This is a genomic window from Pirellulales bacterium, assembly GCA_033762255.1.
Lineage (GTDB): Bacteria > Planctomycetota > Planctomycetia > Pirellulales > JALHPA01 > JANRLT01.
Genome location: JANRLT010000017.1, coordinates 1 through 17,874 on the forward strand (window position 1 = coordinate 1; position 17,874 = coordinate 17,874).

Here is a 17,874-nt window from a genome sequence, read left to right on the forward strand (position 1 = left end):
TTATGAAGGCATGCAGTATTACTGGGTTATTTCCGCATGACGCAACCGCGTTGCGGTAGAATCCCTCACCCCGGCCCTCTCCCAGTGGGAGAGGGGGTACCGCAACGCGGTTCTTTAACAAAGCCCAGTGGTTGGAACGCAGCGAACAACCCTGGGAAAAAGAACAAAACCAAGGAACTCCTACTCCAACAGAGTTGAGCAATACCTTGGTAAACTGGGTAAAAACCGCGCTATGATTACTTGCGATTAGTATAAATGCGGGGGTTACGCATCCGCATTGCGATTGAACTTTCTTGTTCAAGTCCCCTGCTCAGCCGCGGGGCGCTCATGTACGGATCTTTTGCCGCTCCCACCGCGGGCCAGCGCATTACAGGTCTTTGAAAACTCACACTTGCCCCAGCACTACACTTCCCCCAATTGTCGGCGGGCCTCTTCAGCCCAGGGGCTTTCCGGGGCTAATTTTAAGAACTGCAGCCAGTGCGGTCGGGCGGCGGCAGGGCGGTTTAGTTCCGTCAAGGCGCGGGCCAGGTGAAAATGGACATCCGGGTATTCCGGATGGTACCGCAGCGCCCCCTGGAACGCCGCCACGGCCAATTCCCGGTCTCCTAGCTCTAGCAGCACACAGCCCAGGTTGGCCCGGGCCTCGACAAAGTCCTCTTGCAGTTCGACCGCCATGGCGTAACGTTCGCGGGCAGCGGTCAGGTCGCTTTGACGGTACAACACCTCCGCCAGGGCAAAGTTGACATCCGCCGTTGGCCCCTGCGCGGCCAGGACAATGCGATACAGGTTTCCCGCGGCGGACAGGTCGTCCTCGTCCTCCATTTCCGCCGCCATCTCGAGGAGCACCTCTGGCGGAGCGGAAATTTCGGCCGGATCCCAGGATTGGGGGGTGCGGCGGGAGTGATCGCTTTCCGTGTCAGGTTCTCCTTCATCGCCGGATAATGGCGCTTCGAACCGGCTTTGCCGCACATTGCCCGGAATTTCCCCGGCACCGGGGGTCGGTTGTTGCGTCGGGCGGGAAGGAATGGCCACGGATGCCATTTGCGAAGCGCCATCCGCCATACCCGTGGGTGGTTGGCCACCGCCGGCAAAGTCAAAAAACATCTGCCCCGCGGGATCCACCAGTCCTTCCGCCTGACGGGCCAAAACATGGTTTCCCTGGGCGATTAGACTAAGCTGGGCGAGCGGACGCTCGCACTGGGGAAGATAACGCGACCACTGGGCCAGGCGTTTTTCCAGTGCGGCCAGGGAAATCCCCCCCGCGGCCAGCTCCGCTAGGCGGCGGGTGGCGGCCACCTCGGGAAAATCAAAGTAGGGGAGGCGTTTGACCTCGCGCGCGGGGCGGATCAACCCCCGGCGATGCCAACGGCGGATCGTTGCGACCGGGACCTTGAGCAAGTCGGCCAGCATGGCGGGGGTATACAGGCGGCGAATATCCTGTTCGGCCTCGACCAGGCCCAGGCGATCCCATAAATGCGTTTCGCCAGTGAGCCGTAATTCGCCCGCGTCGATGGCGGCTTTGGTCGGTTCATCGAGGATGGCGTCGAGCGTCGCTCCCAGCGGCGAACCTGGCAGGGGGAGCTCGTTCTCGCCCACGACAATCCAGGTGGTGGAGGGTTCGACTTTATCGGTAGCCTGCCCACCATGTTGGCGAATGAGTTGCACCGCCTCGCGCTTGGACATCCCGGACAACCGACCCACCAGCGCGATCTGCTCACCCGCGCAAGCCAGCGGCGCATCATCCCCGGGATCGGGGGTTTCCTCCAGCGGTTCCGGGGCATCCTCAATGGGGAGGTTGCCCGGAAAGAGCACCGCGGCGACAGTCGTGTCGAGTTGTTGCTCCATGATGGGATATAATGACTAAAATTTGTTAACTAAGGTTAATACAGGATATTTAACAAGAGGTAACGCAGGATACAAAGTAAATAACATGGATACCAATCAAAATCCATTTGAACAGGAAGGTAGCGAAGAAAGCAGAGGGGGATGGGATTGCCGTCGCACAAGCGGCAAGTTGTTTTCCTCACTCCCCGTAGCCCCCGTTCCCTATCCCCTGTTCCCTCCCCTTACTTGCCACTGGCAAAGCGGTAAATTCCCTTGCCGTTGGGGGTCACGATTGACAGGTAGACCTCGCCCGCTTCGTCCTCGCCATAGGTGATCACCGGCAGACTGGGGCTGGGGATCTCATAATTTCCCAGAACTTTTTGCGATTTTTGATCATAGTCCAACGCCCAAAGCTTGCCCGAGACATAATCGGCGTAGAGATATTTGCCAATCAGTTCGGGGACCAATTTTCCGCGATAGACCACGCCGCCGGTGATTGACTTGCCGACTTGGTGGTCGTATTCCCAGATGGGGTCGATCAGTTCTTCGTCGTGGGTGGCTTTGGCATTGCCAAAGGGATGGGCCGCCTCGCGCAGGTTCCAGCCGTAGTTGCCCCCTTTTTTCACGATGTTGATTTCCTCCCACAAATTTTGCCCCACATCGGCCATCCACAACGCGCCCGTCTGTCGATCAAAGGCCATCCGCCACACGTTTCGCACGCCCAGGGCGTAGATTTCGGGCTTGGCGTCTTTGGTTTTGACAAAGGGGTTATCTGCGGGAATGGCGTAGTTTTGGCCGTCCCCTTTGTGATCGACATCGATGCGTAAAATTTTGCCGAGCACGGTTTTCAGGTTTTGTCCGTTCCCCTGGGGGTCATTGCCAAAGCCCCCATCCCCCAGACCGATATACAAATACCCGTCCGGGCCAAAAGCCAGCGTCCCGCCGTTATGGTTCCAGGCGGGTTGGGGAATCGTGAGTAGGACTTCCTCAAAGTCGGGATCAGCCCGGTTGGCATCCTCCTCCGACACCCTAAACCGTGAAATCACCGACAAATGCGGCGTATGCTGGGCCGTATAATACACAAAGAATTCGCCGTTTTTCTTAAACTGCGGATGAAAGGCCATCCCCAAGAAGCCTTCTTCGTTTTCCCTGTCAAAGTAACGCACTTTTTTACGCAGATCCAAGAATACCGTCGCCTCGGCGGTTTTGGATGGATCGTCCGCGACTTCGGCGGGGAGCACATAAATCACCCCCTGTTGGGTTGCCACAAACAGACGGTTGCTGCCATCTCCGGCGTTGGTAATGACAATTGGGCGAAACGCCTCATTGGTGCCGTCGGCATTTTCGCCGGTCCAGCCCGCCCAGGTGACGTTTTGCAGTGCGGGTACAACCTTGACGGGTAGGGTGCCGGTGATCGGCGCCGGGCCCGAGCCGTCCGGCTTGAGCTGGCGGATTTTGATATTGCGGAATGAGACCTGATTGCCGTGATCTTGCAGGGAAATGTGACCTTTTTTGGCCTTGCCAAATAGCGGCATGGAGGCAAATTTGCTTTTGGCCACGCGGTCATTCCAGTCCTTGCTCCCTTTTTGAAAGGAACTATAGCGAATGCCGTTCATGTGGATGTCGGACTGTTGCTCAGAAATGCGGACCTGCAATTGGTTCCATTCATTGGCGGGACGGGTGGCGTCGGGGACCTTGCCGGTCGCCCAATCGCGGTCGGCTCCGTACAGTTGATAAAGCCAGCCTGCTTTTTGCGGATCATGACCGTCCACATTGTCCTGAATTTGAATCTCGGGGCCGGTCATCCAGGGAGTATCCGCTTCCTCGGTGGAATGAAACATCAGGCCGCTATTGCCGCCGGGAGAGATTTTGTACTCTAGCGACAATTCAAAGTTATCGTATTGATCAACCGTGACGATATCGCCGCCGCCAGCCTTGGTCAGGGTCAGCTCGCCATCCGCGACCTGCCAGGCGTCGTTCAGTTTGTCACTTTTAAAGTTGCGCCATCCCGATGTGGTTTTACCATCGAACAGCAACTTCCAACCGGTTAGCTTTTCGGATTCGCTCAGGGTGTTGGCCGTGGCGGTCGCGGGGTGTTCCGCGCGGGCAAAACCCGTCCAGCCCAACCCGCAAAGCATTAACGCCAACAACAAGGCAGAACCGTGGCGGACAACGCGTGGCATGGATGCAGTCTCCCAAAAAAATGCGATTGGCGGGGGGTGTCCCCGGCGGAAGTTAAAATTAAGGCTAAAATTCTGACAATAATGTAACACAGTGAACCGGGCAGGGAAAGCAAGCGGGAAAGCTGGGGAGCAAGGAGGTGGCATTTGCCCCGCTATTTCCTCCAAATTATTTTTCACCGGTTTAACGCCACGGCATGATTTACTCGCGTACCCAGAGATGCCGTAAGTTTAAGCGCGGGGAGAGTTTTTGTACTAATCGGGCCTGGTAACCCAGCAGGTTTTTGATTTGCGGTTCGGTGGCAAAGAATTGCGCGTGGAGATCGGCGGGCTCCCCCGCGGGAGTCAAAAATTCCGCCGTGGCGGCATGGAGCCGCAGACGGTTGCGCATGTCAAACGTCCCTCCGATCCAAAGGGTGGTATTATCCTTTGTAAAGATCCGATAGACCCCCGCGGTCGTGGGAATGGCAGCGGTGATAGTCGGGGACGTCGCTATCTCCGCCAGGGGAATCCCCCCCCGCAATAGACCCGGCGATAACACCAAGGCTTGCAGGCGGGCCAGCTTGGAAATTTTACGCAGTTTGATCGCCCCCCACCGCAGCGCGAGCGCGGCCGCCCGGGGCGCATAGCGCTGCCCCAGCGCGTCAAATTCCGCCGCTAGCACGGGGTCGCACAAGATGTCCTCGATAGCCAGGCGGGGCTGGTTTTCGGTCAGCAATTGCCAGGCAATCTCGCTGGCGTGCCAGCTATTGTCGCATGTTTTCCAAGCGATGTCCGATCGCTCGCGCGCGGGATAATCCACCAGTCGCTTAGCTTTGCGCAGCCGTAAAAGGGCTTTATTCCAGGAGCGGGCGTCACCAGCCAAACCTAACTTGTCACACGCCGCCAAAAATGCGGCGTTGAGCGCGGCATCGGCAATTAGCCGGTCAACCGAATGTCCCCCATAGCTTTGTGCAAATGCCTCCAGCAGCCCCCGCTCCCAGCTTTCCGTAAATTCCACTCCCTGCATCCGCTCGGCCACGTCCGCCGTGGGAAAGTACGCCTGGTCCCGGTACTTCTTTAGTCCCGGCTGTTTCTCCAAGGTCGCGGGGGCGCTCATCTTTGGCTCGGCATCGCCGTCCAGCGGCTCGCCCAATTTCGTCTGCAACAGACGCTGGAGGGCATGCTTGATGTAGTCGGACGAAATGTCGTAGCCTAAATAATGGCGGCGGAGTTTTTTTGCGGTAACCAGAGTGGTGCCGCTGCCGCTAAAGGGGTCCAGGACCAGATCCCCTATTTGGCTGCAAACGCGTATGATGCGTCCCAGCAGTTGTTCGGGCATTTGGCAACCGTGAAATCCCTCGCGCTGTTTATGAGTCCCCGCGATGCGGGGAAAATACCAGCTATCCTCGTGTGGCTCAAAGCCATCCGTCAGATCCTGGGGGCGCAGAATCCAGGTGTCGTCGGGCAGGCGACCCTGGGGATTGCCACGGGCGTCGTTGTAAACCAGTTGCCGGGCCGAAGGGATGCGATTTTCCAGCTCTTCGGCTAAGAATGTGAAATTATCGGGATCTTTCACAAAATGAAAAAGGTGTGCGTGCGAGCGGGTGAATTTTCGCTTGCAATTGACGCCAAAGGTGTAGTACCACACCACCCAACTGCGGCAGGCGAAGCCGATTTCCTGGCTGATCAGCTTGAGTTCCGCCGCGTACTCGTCGCCGATCGCCAGCCAAAAAGTACCCGTCGGTTTAAGCGCGTGATGCACGGCGGCAATCCACCGCCGCGACCAGTCCAGATAGGCGGCGTGTTCCTGGCGATCCTGATAAACGTCGTAATCATAGCCGATGTTGAACGGCGGATCCGCAAAGGCCAGGTCCACGCTTCCCGCGGGAAGCGCTTGCAGCCCGGCAATACAATCTTGATTCAGCAAGCGATCCAGTGGAAAATTAGCTGGCCGGGATTTTTGCCCCGGGGCTAAATATTGGGATGGATTGTCGCTAGCCGAGGATTTTTTTAGTAAGGTCACGGAAGGATCGCTATCGTTGAGAGTAGGCATGGCATCCAAATTTCTCGCGCCCGGCAAGCTTTCATTGTTTCTTTGGTCAATTGGCTCTCGGCTGGGTGTCACATGGGAAATGGCGGTCCCCGCGGTCAGAGATAGATGCAGTTGACTCTTTGTCATGGCGGCCTCATCTCTACGAAGCCAGCGGCTCCCCACGGAGACTACCTGCTTTGTAGGATCACACACTCAAACGGTCCGGGCCGGGACGTCTGTAACACGCGGGAAGTGTTTTGTGGCTTTTCAACAAAAACACTCCTAGGCAAATCCTAACATACTGGCTAAATTAAAAAATGTCCCAAGAGTTAAAAACTTGGTCTCGTGCAACGGGGCAAAGTTTTTTTATCACGATGGATTGTTGCAATAGACTGATCGCCGGTGGTTTCTATTGGCGATTTGTCGGCGTGGCATTAAAGCACTAGCAGCACTTCAGCACTAGCATGGGACACCTCCTTGATTGGTCGAGCTCACAAGGAAGTGAACTCGACCATTTTATTTTAACGTCTATTCCTAGTTTAGTGGAAAGCTTGTTGATTACCGTTCTCATCCGGTAGGGATTGCGGGGGAACAATCTGCCGGGACATTATCCCCTGGGCCGTTTATGGAATCCGCTTCTTCCCTTTCGGCTACTTTAGAATTAGCCCTGGCCCGCCAACAGTTGGAATTACCAAGTGACCAGATCGCGCTGTTGGACCGGTATTGCCGCGTCCTGTGGAAAAAAAACGAGCAGCTCAACCTGACCCGCCACACCGACTACGATAAATTTGTATCGCGGGATTTGGTGGATTCGCAATGGCTGGAGAGTTTTCTGGACGCTGGCGAGCGGGTACTGGATGTGGGGACTGGCGGCGGCGTGCCGGGAATTATTTTGGCCATTTTACGCCCCGATCTCGAGGTCACGCTGAGTGATTCCGTGGCCAAAAAGGCCCAGGCGGTGGGGGAAATTGTCGCCCAATTGGACCTGCCGGTGCGGGTGGTGCATGCCCCCGCCCAGGCGTTATTGCAACAGGAGACATTTGAGACGCTGGTCTGTCGGGCGGTGGCCCCGATTTCAAAGCTATTGACGTGGTTTGCGCCGGTGTGGGATTCGTTTGAAAAGCTGCTGCTGATCAAAGGGCCCAACTGGACCGCCGAGCGGGACGAAGCCCAGGAAAAGCGCCTGTTGCGGCATGTGCGCATCACCAAAATCGCCAGCTATCCACTGCCGGGGACCGAGTCGGAAAGCGTCGTGCTGCAAGTGCGGCGAACGTAACAAAGTGAAGCAGCGCCCAGGGAACAGCGGATGTTATCCGTGCCATGCGGAGAGGTTCACCTTAGACCACCGTGGCCAGCACTTTCCCCGCGGTGTCGCAAAGTTCCTCGGCTTCTTTGGCGGTCGGGGCTTCGGCGATTGCCCGCACGATAGGCTCGGTATTGCTGGCTCTGACCAAGAGCCACTTGTTCGGCCAGTCCAGCCGCAGGCCGTCTAGCTTGTTGACCGCGGCGGAGGCAAAGTTTTGCTCTAACGCTGTAAAACCGGCCCCCAGCGCCGACGTGGGAAAGCTGAATTTGGTCTTATGAATCGCATAGTGCGGCAGTTCGTCCGCCAACTGGCTGACATCTTTATCGCGGCTGCACATCGCCTCCAAAATTAACGCCATTCCCACAAAGCTGTCACGCACATAACCGACGCGCGGATCAATCACGCCGCCGTTCCCCTCTCCGCCTAAAATCGCTCCTTGTTGCAGCATGACATCGACCACGTTGGCTTCTCCCACCGCGGAGCGAAAAAACGGCACGCCGTACTTATTTGCCAGATCCTCGGTCATCCGGCTGGTGGAGCAGTTTGTCACCACGGCCCCCTTGCGCCGCCGCAAGATGTGATCCACGCACAGGGCCAGCGTGAATTCCTCTCCCAAATAGCGGCCTGTTTCGTCAATCACGGCCAGCCGGTCGGCATCCGGATCCTGGCAAAAACCGATATCCGCGCGACTGTCGCGCACTTCGTCCAGAATCGATTGCAGGTTGTCTTCCGTTGGCTCGGGAGGATGCTCGAATCGGCCGTTTGGCTCGCCACCTAAAATCTTAACCCGCACCCCCAACTCTTCCATCAACCGCCGGGCCAAAATGCTGCCGGAGCCGTGGTTGGAATCCAGCAGCACCGTCAGTTTTTTCTTTTTGATCAGTTGCACATCCACCAAACTGGTGATGGACCCCGCGTGGGTGGAAGTGGTGTCGCTGAGCCGCTGCACACCCCCCACGCTGGCATGGGTTACCCAGGGGTGGTGCCAAGAGCGGTATTGCTGGAGCACCCGCGCCCCCTCGGCGGCGGGAAGGACTCGTCCCTGCGAGGAAAACAGCTTCATACCGTTGTATTCGGGAGGATTGTGGCTGGCGGAAATCTGCACCCCCCCCGCGGCCTTGTGCTCGCGCACCAAAACCCCCGTCGTGGGCGTGGCGGCGATCCCCGCGTCGTAGACCTTGCGTCCGGTCGCGGCCAGCGCCCCGCAGACCACGGCGGAAAGCATTGGCCCGGTCGCGCGGCCGTCATGCGTGACGACTATCGGCCCGGATGGGGTTTCGCCGGCATAGGCTGCGGCATAGCGGACCGCCACTTCGGGGGTGAGGGATACGCCCACGATACCGCGCAGGCCGGAGACGCTGATAATGGGTTCCTGGGGATTGGCGGACATGAAGGCAATCAAAGGGTAAAGGGAAATGCGGTATTCCCCGTGGTTGGGGGGGAATGGGAGAGGCGGGAGGTAAACGGGGGAGACGTGACTGAGCCTCCGCACAAGCCTAGGCCCGCCACCGCCAAAGAGGGGCATTGTATCGCAGAATGGGGACAAACTAAACGCCCCGCGGTGCCGGTTGTTACGGCTATCCCGAAAATGTTATAACGATACGCGAATTGGCGGGTCGCGGTGGATTGGAAGGGCGGATTCAACTTTTTTTCGCGAGTGAAAATTATGGCTGCGGAATTTGACAAAGAGTCCGTGCTGGCGCAGGTGGATGCGGCCGTGGCCGCGCAAAAATTGACCGCGGGCGCGGCGGTGAATTTGCGTAAATGGCTCTTGGACCAGCGCTACGCCGCGTACCTGCCCGAGGTGTTCGCGCATCTTCAAGCGGGCCAATGGCAACAGTTGGATGATGTCTTTTGGACGGTGATTCCCTTTGGCACCGGGGGACGGCGGGGCCGCATGTACCCCATTGGCTCTAACGCCATCAACGACCGCACCATTGGCGAAAGCGCGCAGGGCGTGGCCGATTATGTGCTGGGCTTGTCGTTGCCCGGCCAGCCCAGTTGCGCGATCGCCTACGACACTCGGCACCGCTCGCGGCACTTTGCCGAGTTATGCGCTGAAATCTTTGCCGGCAACGGTTTTCAGGTTTATTTTTTAGATGGGTACCGCAGTACGCCGGAATTGTCCTACGCCGTGCGACATACCGGCGCGACGGTCGGTGTGATGGTCACCGCCAGCCACAACCCCCCCAGCGATAACGCGGTCAAGGTCTATTGGTCGACTGGCGGGCAGGTCTTGCCTCCGCATGACAAAGGCATCATCGCCTGTGTCCTCAACGCCGGAGAGCTAAAACGCGTCCCCTTTACCCAGGCGCTGTCCAGCGGCCAGGTCAAATATGTCGAGGCCGAGATCGATCCAGCGTTTATCAAGCAACTGGCGGCGCAAGGGTTGCCCGGTCCGCGGGAGTTAAAAATCCTGTACTCCCCCCTGCATGGCGTGGGAGCTTCCGCCGTCCTGCCGGCACTCGCCGCCGACGGTTTTACCAATGTGGAACTCTTTGCCCCGCACGCGCAGCCGGACGGGGACTTTCCCAATGTCCCCGGACATGTGGCCAATCCCGAAAATCCCCGAGTCTTTGACGCGGCCATTGAGCAAGCCCAAGCCACCGGCGTCGATCTGGTCCTGGCTAGCGATCCCGACTGCGATCGCCTGGGGTGCGCCGCTCCATTGACTAAAAACACCGCCGGAGCCTGGGGGACGTTTACCGGCAATCAAATCGCCGCGCTCCTGTGCGAGTATCTGCTGTCGCAGCGCAAAGCGGCGGGAACGCTTTCGCCCCGGCATTATGTGGTAAAAACACTTGTCACCAGCGAAGTCATTCGTAAAATCGCCGACAGTCACGGCGTCCGCTGCGAGGGAAACCTGCAAGTCGGGTTCAAATACATCGGCCAGGCAATGGACCAGCATGGGCCAGAGCTGTTTGTCTTTGGCTGCGAGGAATCCCACGGGTACCTGGTGGGTCAGTACGCCCGCGACAAGGACGCCGCCGTGGCGGCGATGCTGCTGGCCGAATACGCCGCGCGGCTCAAGGCCACCGGCAAAACGCTGCACGATGCCCTGGCGGCGATTTACTGGCAGTACGGCTACCACCTCGAAAAACAGGTTTCGCTGACCATGCCCGGCTCGCAGGGGATGAAGGACATGCAAACGATCATGGGCCGGTTTCGGACCAATCCCCCGCGCAAACTAGGAAACGAAAACGTCCGGGAAGTCCGTGATTATCAAAGCCTGACCAAGGTCACCGCCACGTCCAGCGGTTGGAGCCAGCCGGTCCCTTTTGACGGGCCTATGGGCGATATGGTGATTTTGGAACTAGCGGGAGCAGACGCCCCGGAAGGAAATTTTATCGCCGCCCGGCCCAGCGGGACCGAACCCAAGATCAAGTTTTACACGTTTGCCTATGAACCGGCGGAACTGCTGGGTGATTTGGCGGAAACAGCGCAAAAGCTGTCCGGTCGGATCGAAGGGTGGCAACGCGACCTGGCGGAATTTGGGAAGGTGTGAGTAGGTCCCGCTCGCCGAGCGGGACAGGTGCGGCGGGTCGCGGGTGGCGGGAGATGAGAGACGGGAGATGAGAGTGTGGAGTTTAGCCGCAACGTACACAAAGCCGCCGATGGCATCGGCGGTGGTGGCTAACCGCAAAAAATAACAGCCGGAGGTTCCCCCTCTGGGTAACCTCCGGCTGCGTTGGAAAAACTTCCCGTAAAATGGCTTGGCAGGTGTTACTCTGGATCGCCCACGCCGCTGCCAAAGTTCGTATCAATGGGTGCGTAGTCCGCGCTATCCACATCGCCATCAAAGTCACCGTCGCCGAGAGTCCAACCCGCAACCGTCAATGCACCGTAACCCGTAGATCCCGAATTAGAATCTACCACTGTGTAATCGGCGCCGTCCACTTGGCCATCCAGGTTGTAATCGCCCGCGTAGCGATACCACCGGCTAAGGGCTGTCATCCCTACGGGATGGAGGTGGAACAATTAAAAATGAGCAATTAAAGTTGAAAAGTTATCTGGCGACTGCATTTTTTATGCGATTCAAGCTTGCCCCCGCCATCCACACCGTCGGCAAAGACTTTTGATAAAATCATTCCTACTCACTGCTGGTGCCACCCTAAAAACTATCAAATTTACGATTCCAATCCGTTCGCCAGTATGCCTCACTATGTTTTCGAAACACTCTCGTAGCGCGTCAGTGAAGATCGCTTTTACAGTTTTTCTGCTGCAGTGGTTGGTGCTGGGCACTGTGACCGGTCTTGCTGACCAAGTCATCGAAAAGCCAGAATTTCGCCTCATACTACCTGAGGGTTGGAGGGAGTTGACTAGGATACAACTGGAGCATATCAACAAAAACGCGCAGCGTGTGCTGCCAAAAGGCATCCAGCAGTCATATCAGTATGGGTTTGAACAAGCCGACAACAAAGCGGTCAATATTCCTAACTTGCTAGTTCAGGTCAAACCCAGCGGCAGGGCTAGCGACGCACAAATTAAGGGACTTGTGAACTTAAACCCAAATGACAGAGTTCAGAAGTTCAACGCAATTGAGAATTATACTGTGGAGTCATACAGTTATGACGAAGAGCATGGAATGCTTTGGATGAAGGTGAATGTGGACGTTGCAAATGTCGGCAAAATAAGTGGCCTAACCGCAATGATTCCAACCGAGGAGGGTTTCTTGCAGTTAAATGCCTATTGCCCTGAGGCCGACGCGGAATCGCTCACGCCATTGTTTAAGAAGATAATCACCTCCGTGGAGCTCGCTCCGCATCTGGTCCGTAAGCCCGACATGAACGCCTGGAATCGCATCTTTGATGTTTCGCAGATAGCACGTGATGCGGCGATAGGTGGGTTCGTCGGCGTCATTGTGGGCTTAGTCATGTATTTATTGCGCAAGCGGATAAAAAGGACCGCGGGTGCGAATTCGCCCGCCTCAAATGCACCTGGTGGGCCACCGAATCAGCCAGCGCGTTCCAGCCCGCCGTCTGGTACCGAATAACGGCGTCTGTCGCGCGTGACAATTTTCGATGGAGCGTGACCGGGTTCTCCTGGCGGGGTGGCAATGTTAATCCATAACCTACAAACTTGCCGCTCCCTTGGCACAGCGAGTTCCACACTAAAAGATCGTCCCTTGCTAACGCTGCGGGCTGAAATTTGCTGCGGGCAGAAAACACGGCGGACTAAGAAATGCTCGCACTGCACGCTGAGCTACAACCCTAACAAACCAAAAAAAACACCGGTGTCGAATATATCGACACCGGCGTATTTTTATGTAACCAGCAAACCCAACCATCAGCCCTAGACCAGTTCCTTGCGGGAACCGACCAGCGTTTTTAGCCGTTCGGCCAAGAGCGCCGCGTCAAACGGCTTCTTAAAGGTTTCGTTGATGGTCGAGCGGTCAAAGCTGATCGAGCTGCCGTCGTCGGGCAATAGCGCGATCAGGATCGTCTCGGCGTATTCAGGATTGCGCCGCAAATTTTGGCAAATTTGCAGGGCTTCGATCCGACCGATCGAAAAGTCCACGATGATGCAATCGGGATGGAAACTTTCGGCCTGGATGCCGGCTTCAAAGCCACTGGCGGCCACGGCCACTTTGAACGATTTTTCGGGGGGCAGTTGCCGCTTTAGGTTTTCGATCAGCACTTGATCTTGACCCACGACCAGCACTTTGGCCATCGCTTCGTCTTCCAGATCGCCCAGGGGCATCCCGTGTTCCTTGAGGAACTTGATCAAATATTCGCGGGGGATGCGGCGATCCTGGGATCCGGGAATGCGATAACCGCGGAGCCGTCCGGAATCAAACCATTTACTGACCGTGCGGGGGGCCACTTTACAGATCTTGGCGACCTGACCAGTAGTAAAGACCTTCATTGCAGGCTCTCCGTGACTCTTTCCAATTGTTTTTGCTCTGGGGGGCGGAATCCGCGAGGGGCAGCGCGCGGACATCGCGTCGTCGGTCCCAATTCGCGGCCGGAATGCCATCCGGCGCACAACCAATCCGCTGCGGGCGGACCAATTGTCGCGAACTCTGGGGTAGGGACTTTCGAAAATTGCTTCTACCGGGCCGTGGTTCAGTTCCCTCTAACCCGCGCCACTACTAACGTCACATCGTCCCGTCCGGCGGACACGCATGAAGGAGAAATTCCGCGCGGTCCGCGAATTCGCTGTGACCGCTAACGCCTCTTCCCCTACAATCGTTACGACCGGCGAAACTGGAAGTTCAATGAGATAACCCGCCACTGGGATGGCTGGTTGCCGTTGGTGGCATCTCGCTGGCAGGACCCCCCTGCAGCTTCTTTCGACCAGGGGTTTCGGATCGCTCCGAGTTTGGCCGAAATGAAGCCTTCCGAAAGTATGTTTCGATTATTAGCAGGGCAGGACTTTAGAGAGTTTCCCTATTTGTGCCGCCAAGTTGCATTCTGACGAGAATTTAGGAAAGTCCCCCCGCGCCGCTCACGACGATTGTCGACCCATTTCCTGGCATCTCCCCACCCTCAACTTGTCATTCATCAAGCACGAAATTTATGCATTACCCGGGGAATAAGGACGTAAAAGGGGTTGCACCGCGGCTTCCCCTGGCACCAGTGGAAACGTGCTAGCGGGGGCCGCCGTCATAACTTGCCGGACAACCACCCCCGCGACACCCTCTGCTAAAGAAAGCAATAATTGCTGCTCGTGTGCCAAATCACGCCCATGACGGGCCACCGCGCTATCGATTTGCAGGGCGTAGGGGGCAATTTCCCCGGCCAAATCCGCTTGCCGGGCCCGCTGGGCGGTGCTTCTGCGCCAGCGCCACAACGGCATCCAGGCGGAACGCAACCGCCACATCCGGAATGGGTTCCCAACTGGTAGTTTAGGTAATTTCGCGGCCCGCAGCGCGGCTTCCAGGGGTTCGTAAAATTCTCGCACATGCGGTTTTACCAGCGACTTGAAGAGTGCCAGCAACAGGATTTGGTTTTCTCCTTCGTAGATGCACGGGGCCAAATAGTCATGCAAATGGTCCCCCAGATGATGCCCGGCTAAGAACGCGCGTCCGCCATGGGTGCGCAGACAGATATCGATGGCCGCTTCGCGGAGGGCCTCGGCGGCAAAGGTTTTGATGATGATGGCCTCGGCTTCGGCCCGCACCCCCCCATCTAGCAAAGTTGCCCCCCACAGTGTGAGGGCGTCGCAGGTGCGGATAAGTTCCTCGAGGCGCGCAACGCGTTGCCGAACAAGCTGATAGCTAGCCAGCGGTTTTCCCCCCGAATGACGAAACTCTGTCCAGGGGAGCAAGTTTGCCAGCATTAAACGTAGCGTGCCAGCGGCGTTGGCACACAGGGCCACGCGTCCCCGGTTCAGCCCATGATAGGCGGCTTGCAGCCCCCCACCGGTGGGGATCTCCAGGCGATTTTCGACGGGGACGGCCAATTCGCGCAAGACGCAGCCATGATTGTGCGTGTGTTGCAAGGAGTGCAGCCCATACCGGACAAGCTGAAATTCCGGAGTTTCGGTGGGTGGAAGATCGACAAGGAGGGCCGCGGGTGACCCATCGATCAAACAAATGAGCGCGAGCAGCCGCCCTGGCAGTAAATTTGTCAAGAACAGCTTTTCCCCCGTTACCAGATATTTTTCCCCCTCCCGCACGGCGGTCGTGCGCAAGGCAGTCAGGTCGGTGCCAGCGTTGGGCTCGGTTAGGCCAAAGACGCCAATCCGGTCCCCGCTGGCTAGCAAAGGCAAAAACTTTTGCCGCTGCTCCGGCGTCCCATAACGTAATAACATTTGGACGGGGCCGATGCAGGCATGCACATTTTGCAGGCCAGCGACGGTGGGATCGTGGACAGCCATTTGGGTGAGAAACGGCAGGACCGTCGTCAGCGTTCCCCCCGCACCGCCATATTCGCGCGGAATTAGCAGTCCCCAGTAACCCACAGCAGCCAATTCGGCAAAGGTCTCGTCCGCGAGTTTGTTTTTTGCATTGTAGAGCGATCCGGCGGCCCGACGACGGGCCACCACGGCAAGCGATTCCTGAAACACCCGCGCGACCAGGTCGCTGGGCTGCTCATAGTGCAAATTTTTTGCTCCGCAATCTCCCTCACCCCGCCACAGCCAGCGTTGGACCGGGCCAAGGGTTGGCAAATCGGCGGTGGTTTCGGCGGTTGACGGCATCAGGGGTGCGAGTGGGTGCAATTAAAAGCAAGCAAATAGGAAATATCAGAATTTATCACACCCAGCCCCATTGTGGCAGCGAGCCCAGTGTGGCAGCGAGAAAAATTAATTCAGGGTTGGACACGAGGCAAAAGTGATCTGATTTTAGATTTCAAGTCAGGTCTAAGTGAATTTAAATCTACATTAACCAAAAGTGCTAGAGATTTGTTGAACATTGGATAAGACTGTTTATGAGCGAAAGGGAATTGATATTATGCGGGCCAAAGGCCCAAGCTATCCCAGCCTAGGGCAAGGGCAGCGTCGCCCTAGGTGAATAGAAAGTAATCGGTGGTAGGGCCAACGGCCCGATTCAACTTTGCTGGTCGATAATTCCTTCGGCCATCAATGAGCTTAATGGATACTAGGCACGGCACGAGCTGTTAATACCACAAACTCTAGTATTGAAGATCGCTGCTCCCTCAACACGGCGAGGAACCATCAACAATTTTTCGCGAATCCAATCCACCTGACAAAAACTCTCCGTTTAACTATCCCCCGGCATACATTTCTGTGATTAACCGCCGCTGATTTTGCAGAATGATCGTGCGCCTAGGCTTCAGGCTTGCCGTCAATTCTCCTGACTCGACGGTCCAGGCTCGATCCAGCAGGGCAACTTTGCGGATTTGCTCATGGGGAAGGCAATCTGATAATTTAGCGGCGATTTCATCCAGATACAGCTTCTTCACCGCCGGACTACGGAGCGCGGCGGCGCGGGACCAGACCCAGATGCGGCGCTCGCGTATCGCTTGCCGTAGAGCCTCCGGTTCGGGGACGATTAACGCCCCTAGGCAGGGGTATCCTTCGCCAATCACCAGCACTTGCGCGATGAGGGGAATTTGTGATAAGCGTTGCTCCAGTCGCGCTGGCTGGATCTTGTGGCCGGAACTAAGGGCCAGGACTTCTTTTTTCCGCCCAGTGACATACAAGTAGCCTTCCGGGTCAATGTGGCCCAGATCGCCCGTTGCTAGCCAGCCATCCGTGACACGCGTTTGAAAGAGCTCTTCATGATCCAAGAAACCAGAAAGCAAGCTGGGCGTGCGGACCTGGATTTCGCCGCTGACTTGACCCGGAATAGGCAAGTTGCTGTTTCCCGCGATTGGTGTGGGGGAAATAGAATCGGGTGCATCCGCCACGATCCGGACCTGCACATCTGGCAGCGGCTGGCCCACGCTTCCCGCGCGATATTGGGCCAGGGTGCCGGTGCTGACCACGGGGCCAGCCTCGGTCAGGCCATACCCGGCAACCAGCGGCAGACCCTGCTCCCAAAAGAAATTTTCTGTTGTCGGACTAAGCGGCGCACCCCCTGCGACCAACAGGCGAATTTTTCCTCCCAGCAGCTTTTGTAAGTTAGTGGGGATTTCGTGGGCGGGCCAATTTTGGGCTAGGGCGTATTTGCGCAGCCGATCATAAAAGAGCGGCACGCCGTTCATAAATTCCGGCTGCGTCAGCGGTGCCAGACGGAGTGCCTCGTGCGGGCCTGCGGCCAAGACCATCTGGGACCCACGCAGCAGCCAAACATACAAATCCGCCGTGCGGGCGTACAAGTGCGCTAACGGCAACCAGCATAACCGGCGACCGGTCGGTTCATTTTCAAAGGCCGCCACTGTGGCAAACGCATTTGTCAAGAGTGCCTGTTGCGACAGTTGCACACCGATCGGGGTCCCGATAGTGCCAGAGGTAAACACAATCGTCGCCAAGTCCCCGGGATGCACAGTGGGTGTCGCTGCGCCCGTCGTTGCTTTTACCATTGGCAATCGCTGGGCAAAATCCGCCGATAACCAGCGATCCAGTGAATACAGACGCCAGTGATCGCTATTGATCTGCGACGTGGCATTGCTGGGGGATTGTCCCCCTGCCAGAAGCGCGCTCCGTAGCGGCAAAAAGTCCTGCTCCGCCACATAGACCCGTTTTGCTCCAGCGGCCCCCAGGTGTTCCACGGCATGGCGCGCTGGACACCCACGCGGGATCGCGACATGCACATTACCCCGTATCAAAAGCGCCAAGTCCAAGACCACCCAAGCGCGGGAATTTTCCGCCCAACTGCCGATCGGCTCATGCGGGGGGATTTGCCGGTAATCCAGATACGCGGTCAAACGCGCGATTTGCTCAGCCAGGTCCGCCCACGTCCAGGTGCGTAGCTGTCCAGCTTCCCAGGTCAAAAGGGCGGTTTGCCGGGTGGATTGCGCCGCGCGGACGTTCCAAATTTGCGTAAAAGTTGGGGAAAATTCCATACCGGTCGTGATGATTTGCCAATGAACAGTGGATTTTTTCCCCTGCTGCCGACCATTGTCATTCGCTAGCCAAGTCTGTATTGTCTGCAACAGGGGTAAAATTTCAATTGGGCCAGTGACGGACGATTCGGCTGGCAT

11 protein-coding genes are annotated in these 17,874 nt (G+C 57.2%); 3 read left to right on the top strand and 8 right to left on the bottom strand.

Annotation, left to right across the window (positions count from 1 at the left end):
• Window positions 1-402: 402 nt before the first annotated feature.
• The 3 genes from SFX18_04665 to SFX18_04675 form a co-directional block, all read right to left on the bottom strand.
• Complete coding sequence (locus SFX18_04665; protein MDX1962421.1) at window positions 403-1,845, bottom strand: tetratricopeptide repeat protein; 1,443 nt, start codon at window positions 1,843-1,845, stop codon at window positions 403-405.
• Window positions 1,846-2,066: 221 nt separating this feature from the next.
• Window positions 2,067-4,007: a PQQ-dependent sugar dehydrogenase gene (locus SFX18_04670; GenBank protein ID MDX1962422.1), complete on the bottom strand. Its 1,941-nt coding sequence runs from the start codon at window positions 4,005-4,007 to the stop codon at window positions 2,067-2,069.
• A 199-nt stretch (window positions 4,008-4,206) separates the two neighbouring features.
• A complete protein-coding gene (locus tag SFX18_04675) occupies window positions 4,207-6,165 on the bottom strand; it encodes a DNA methyltransferase (GenBank protein ID MDX1962423.1) in 1,959 nt (652 codons plus the stop codon).
• A 478-nt stretch (window positions 6,166-6,643) separates the two neighbouring features.
• Here SFX18_04675 and rsmG point away from each other — a divergent pair, with 478 nt between their 5' ends.
• Entirely contained in the window at window positions 6,644-7,294 is a 651-nt protein-coding gene (rsmG, locus tag SFX18_04680; GenBank protein ID MDX1962424.1) for a 16S rRNA (guanine(527)-N(7))-methyltransferase RsmG, read from the top strand.
• A gap of 61 nt (window positions 7,295-7,355) precedes the next feature.
• Here rsmG and glmM read toward each other — a convergent pair whose 3' ends face one another.
• Window positions 7,356-8,714, bottom strand: coding sequence for a phosphoglucosamine mutase (glmM, locus tag SFX18_04685; protein MDX1962425.1), 1,359 nt, complete (start codon window positions 8,712-8,714; stop codon window positions 7,356-7,358).
• A gap of 276 nt (window positions 8,715-8,990) precedes the next feature.
• Between glmM and SFX18_04690 the strand changes: the two genes are divergently transcribed.
• A complete protein-coding gene (locus tag SFX18_04690; protein ID MDX1962426.1) occupies window positions 8,991-10,829 on the top strand; it encodes a phospho-sugar mutase in 1,839 nt (612 codons plus the stop codon).
• Window positions 10,830-11,047: 218 nt separating this feature from the next.
• Here the strand turns inward: SFX18_04690 and SFX18_04695 are convergent, their stop codons facing one another.
• Window positions 11,048-11,278 (bottom strand): hypothetical protein, encoded by a 231-nt coding sequence (locus SFX18_04695; protein ID MDX1962427.1) that lies wholly within the window; start codon window positions 11,276-11,278, stop codon window positions 11,048-11,050.
• Window positions 11,279-11,516: 238 nt separating this feature from the next.
• Here SFX18_04695 and SFX18_04700 point away from each other — a divergent pair, with 238 nt between their 5' ends.
• Window positions 11,517-12,317 carry a hypothetical protein gene (locus SFX18_04700; protein ID MDX1962428.1) on the top strand — a complete coding sequence of 267 codons (801 nt, stop codon included), beginning with the start codon at window positions 11,517-11,519 and terminating at the stop codon, window positions 12,315-12,317.
• 299 nt (window positions 12,318-12,616) lie between these two features.
• Here the strand turns inward: SFX18_04700 and SFX18_04705 are convergent, their stop codons facing one another.
• The 3 genes from SFX18_04705 to SFX18_04715 form a co-directional block, all read right to left on the bottom strand.
• A complete protein-coding gene (locus SFX18_04705; GenBank protein ID MDX1962429.1) occupies window positions 12,617-13,189 on the bottom strand; it encodes a response regulator in 573 nt (190 codons plus the stop codon).
• A gap of 651 nt (window positions 13,190-13,840) precedes the next feature.
• Entirely contained in the window at window positions 13,841-15,466 is a 1,626-nt protein-coding gene (locus SFX18_04710; protein ID MDX1962430.1) for an acyl-CoA dehydrogenase family protein, read from the bottom strand.
• A 527-nt stretch (window positions 15,467-15,993) separates the two neighbouring features.
• A complete protein-coding gene (locus tag SFX18_04715) occupies window positions 15,994-17,874 on the bottom strand; it encodes an AMP-binding protein (protein MDX1962431.1) in 1,881 nt (626 codons plus the stop codon).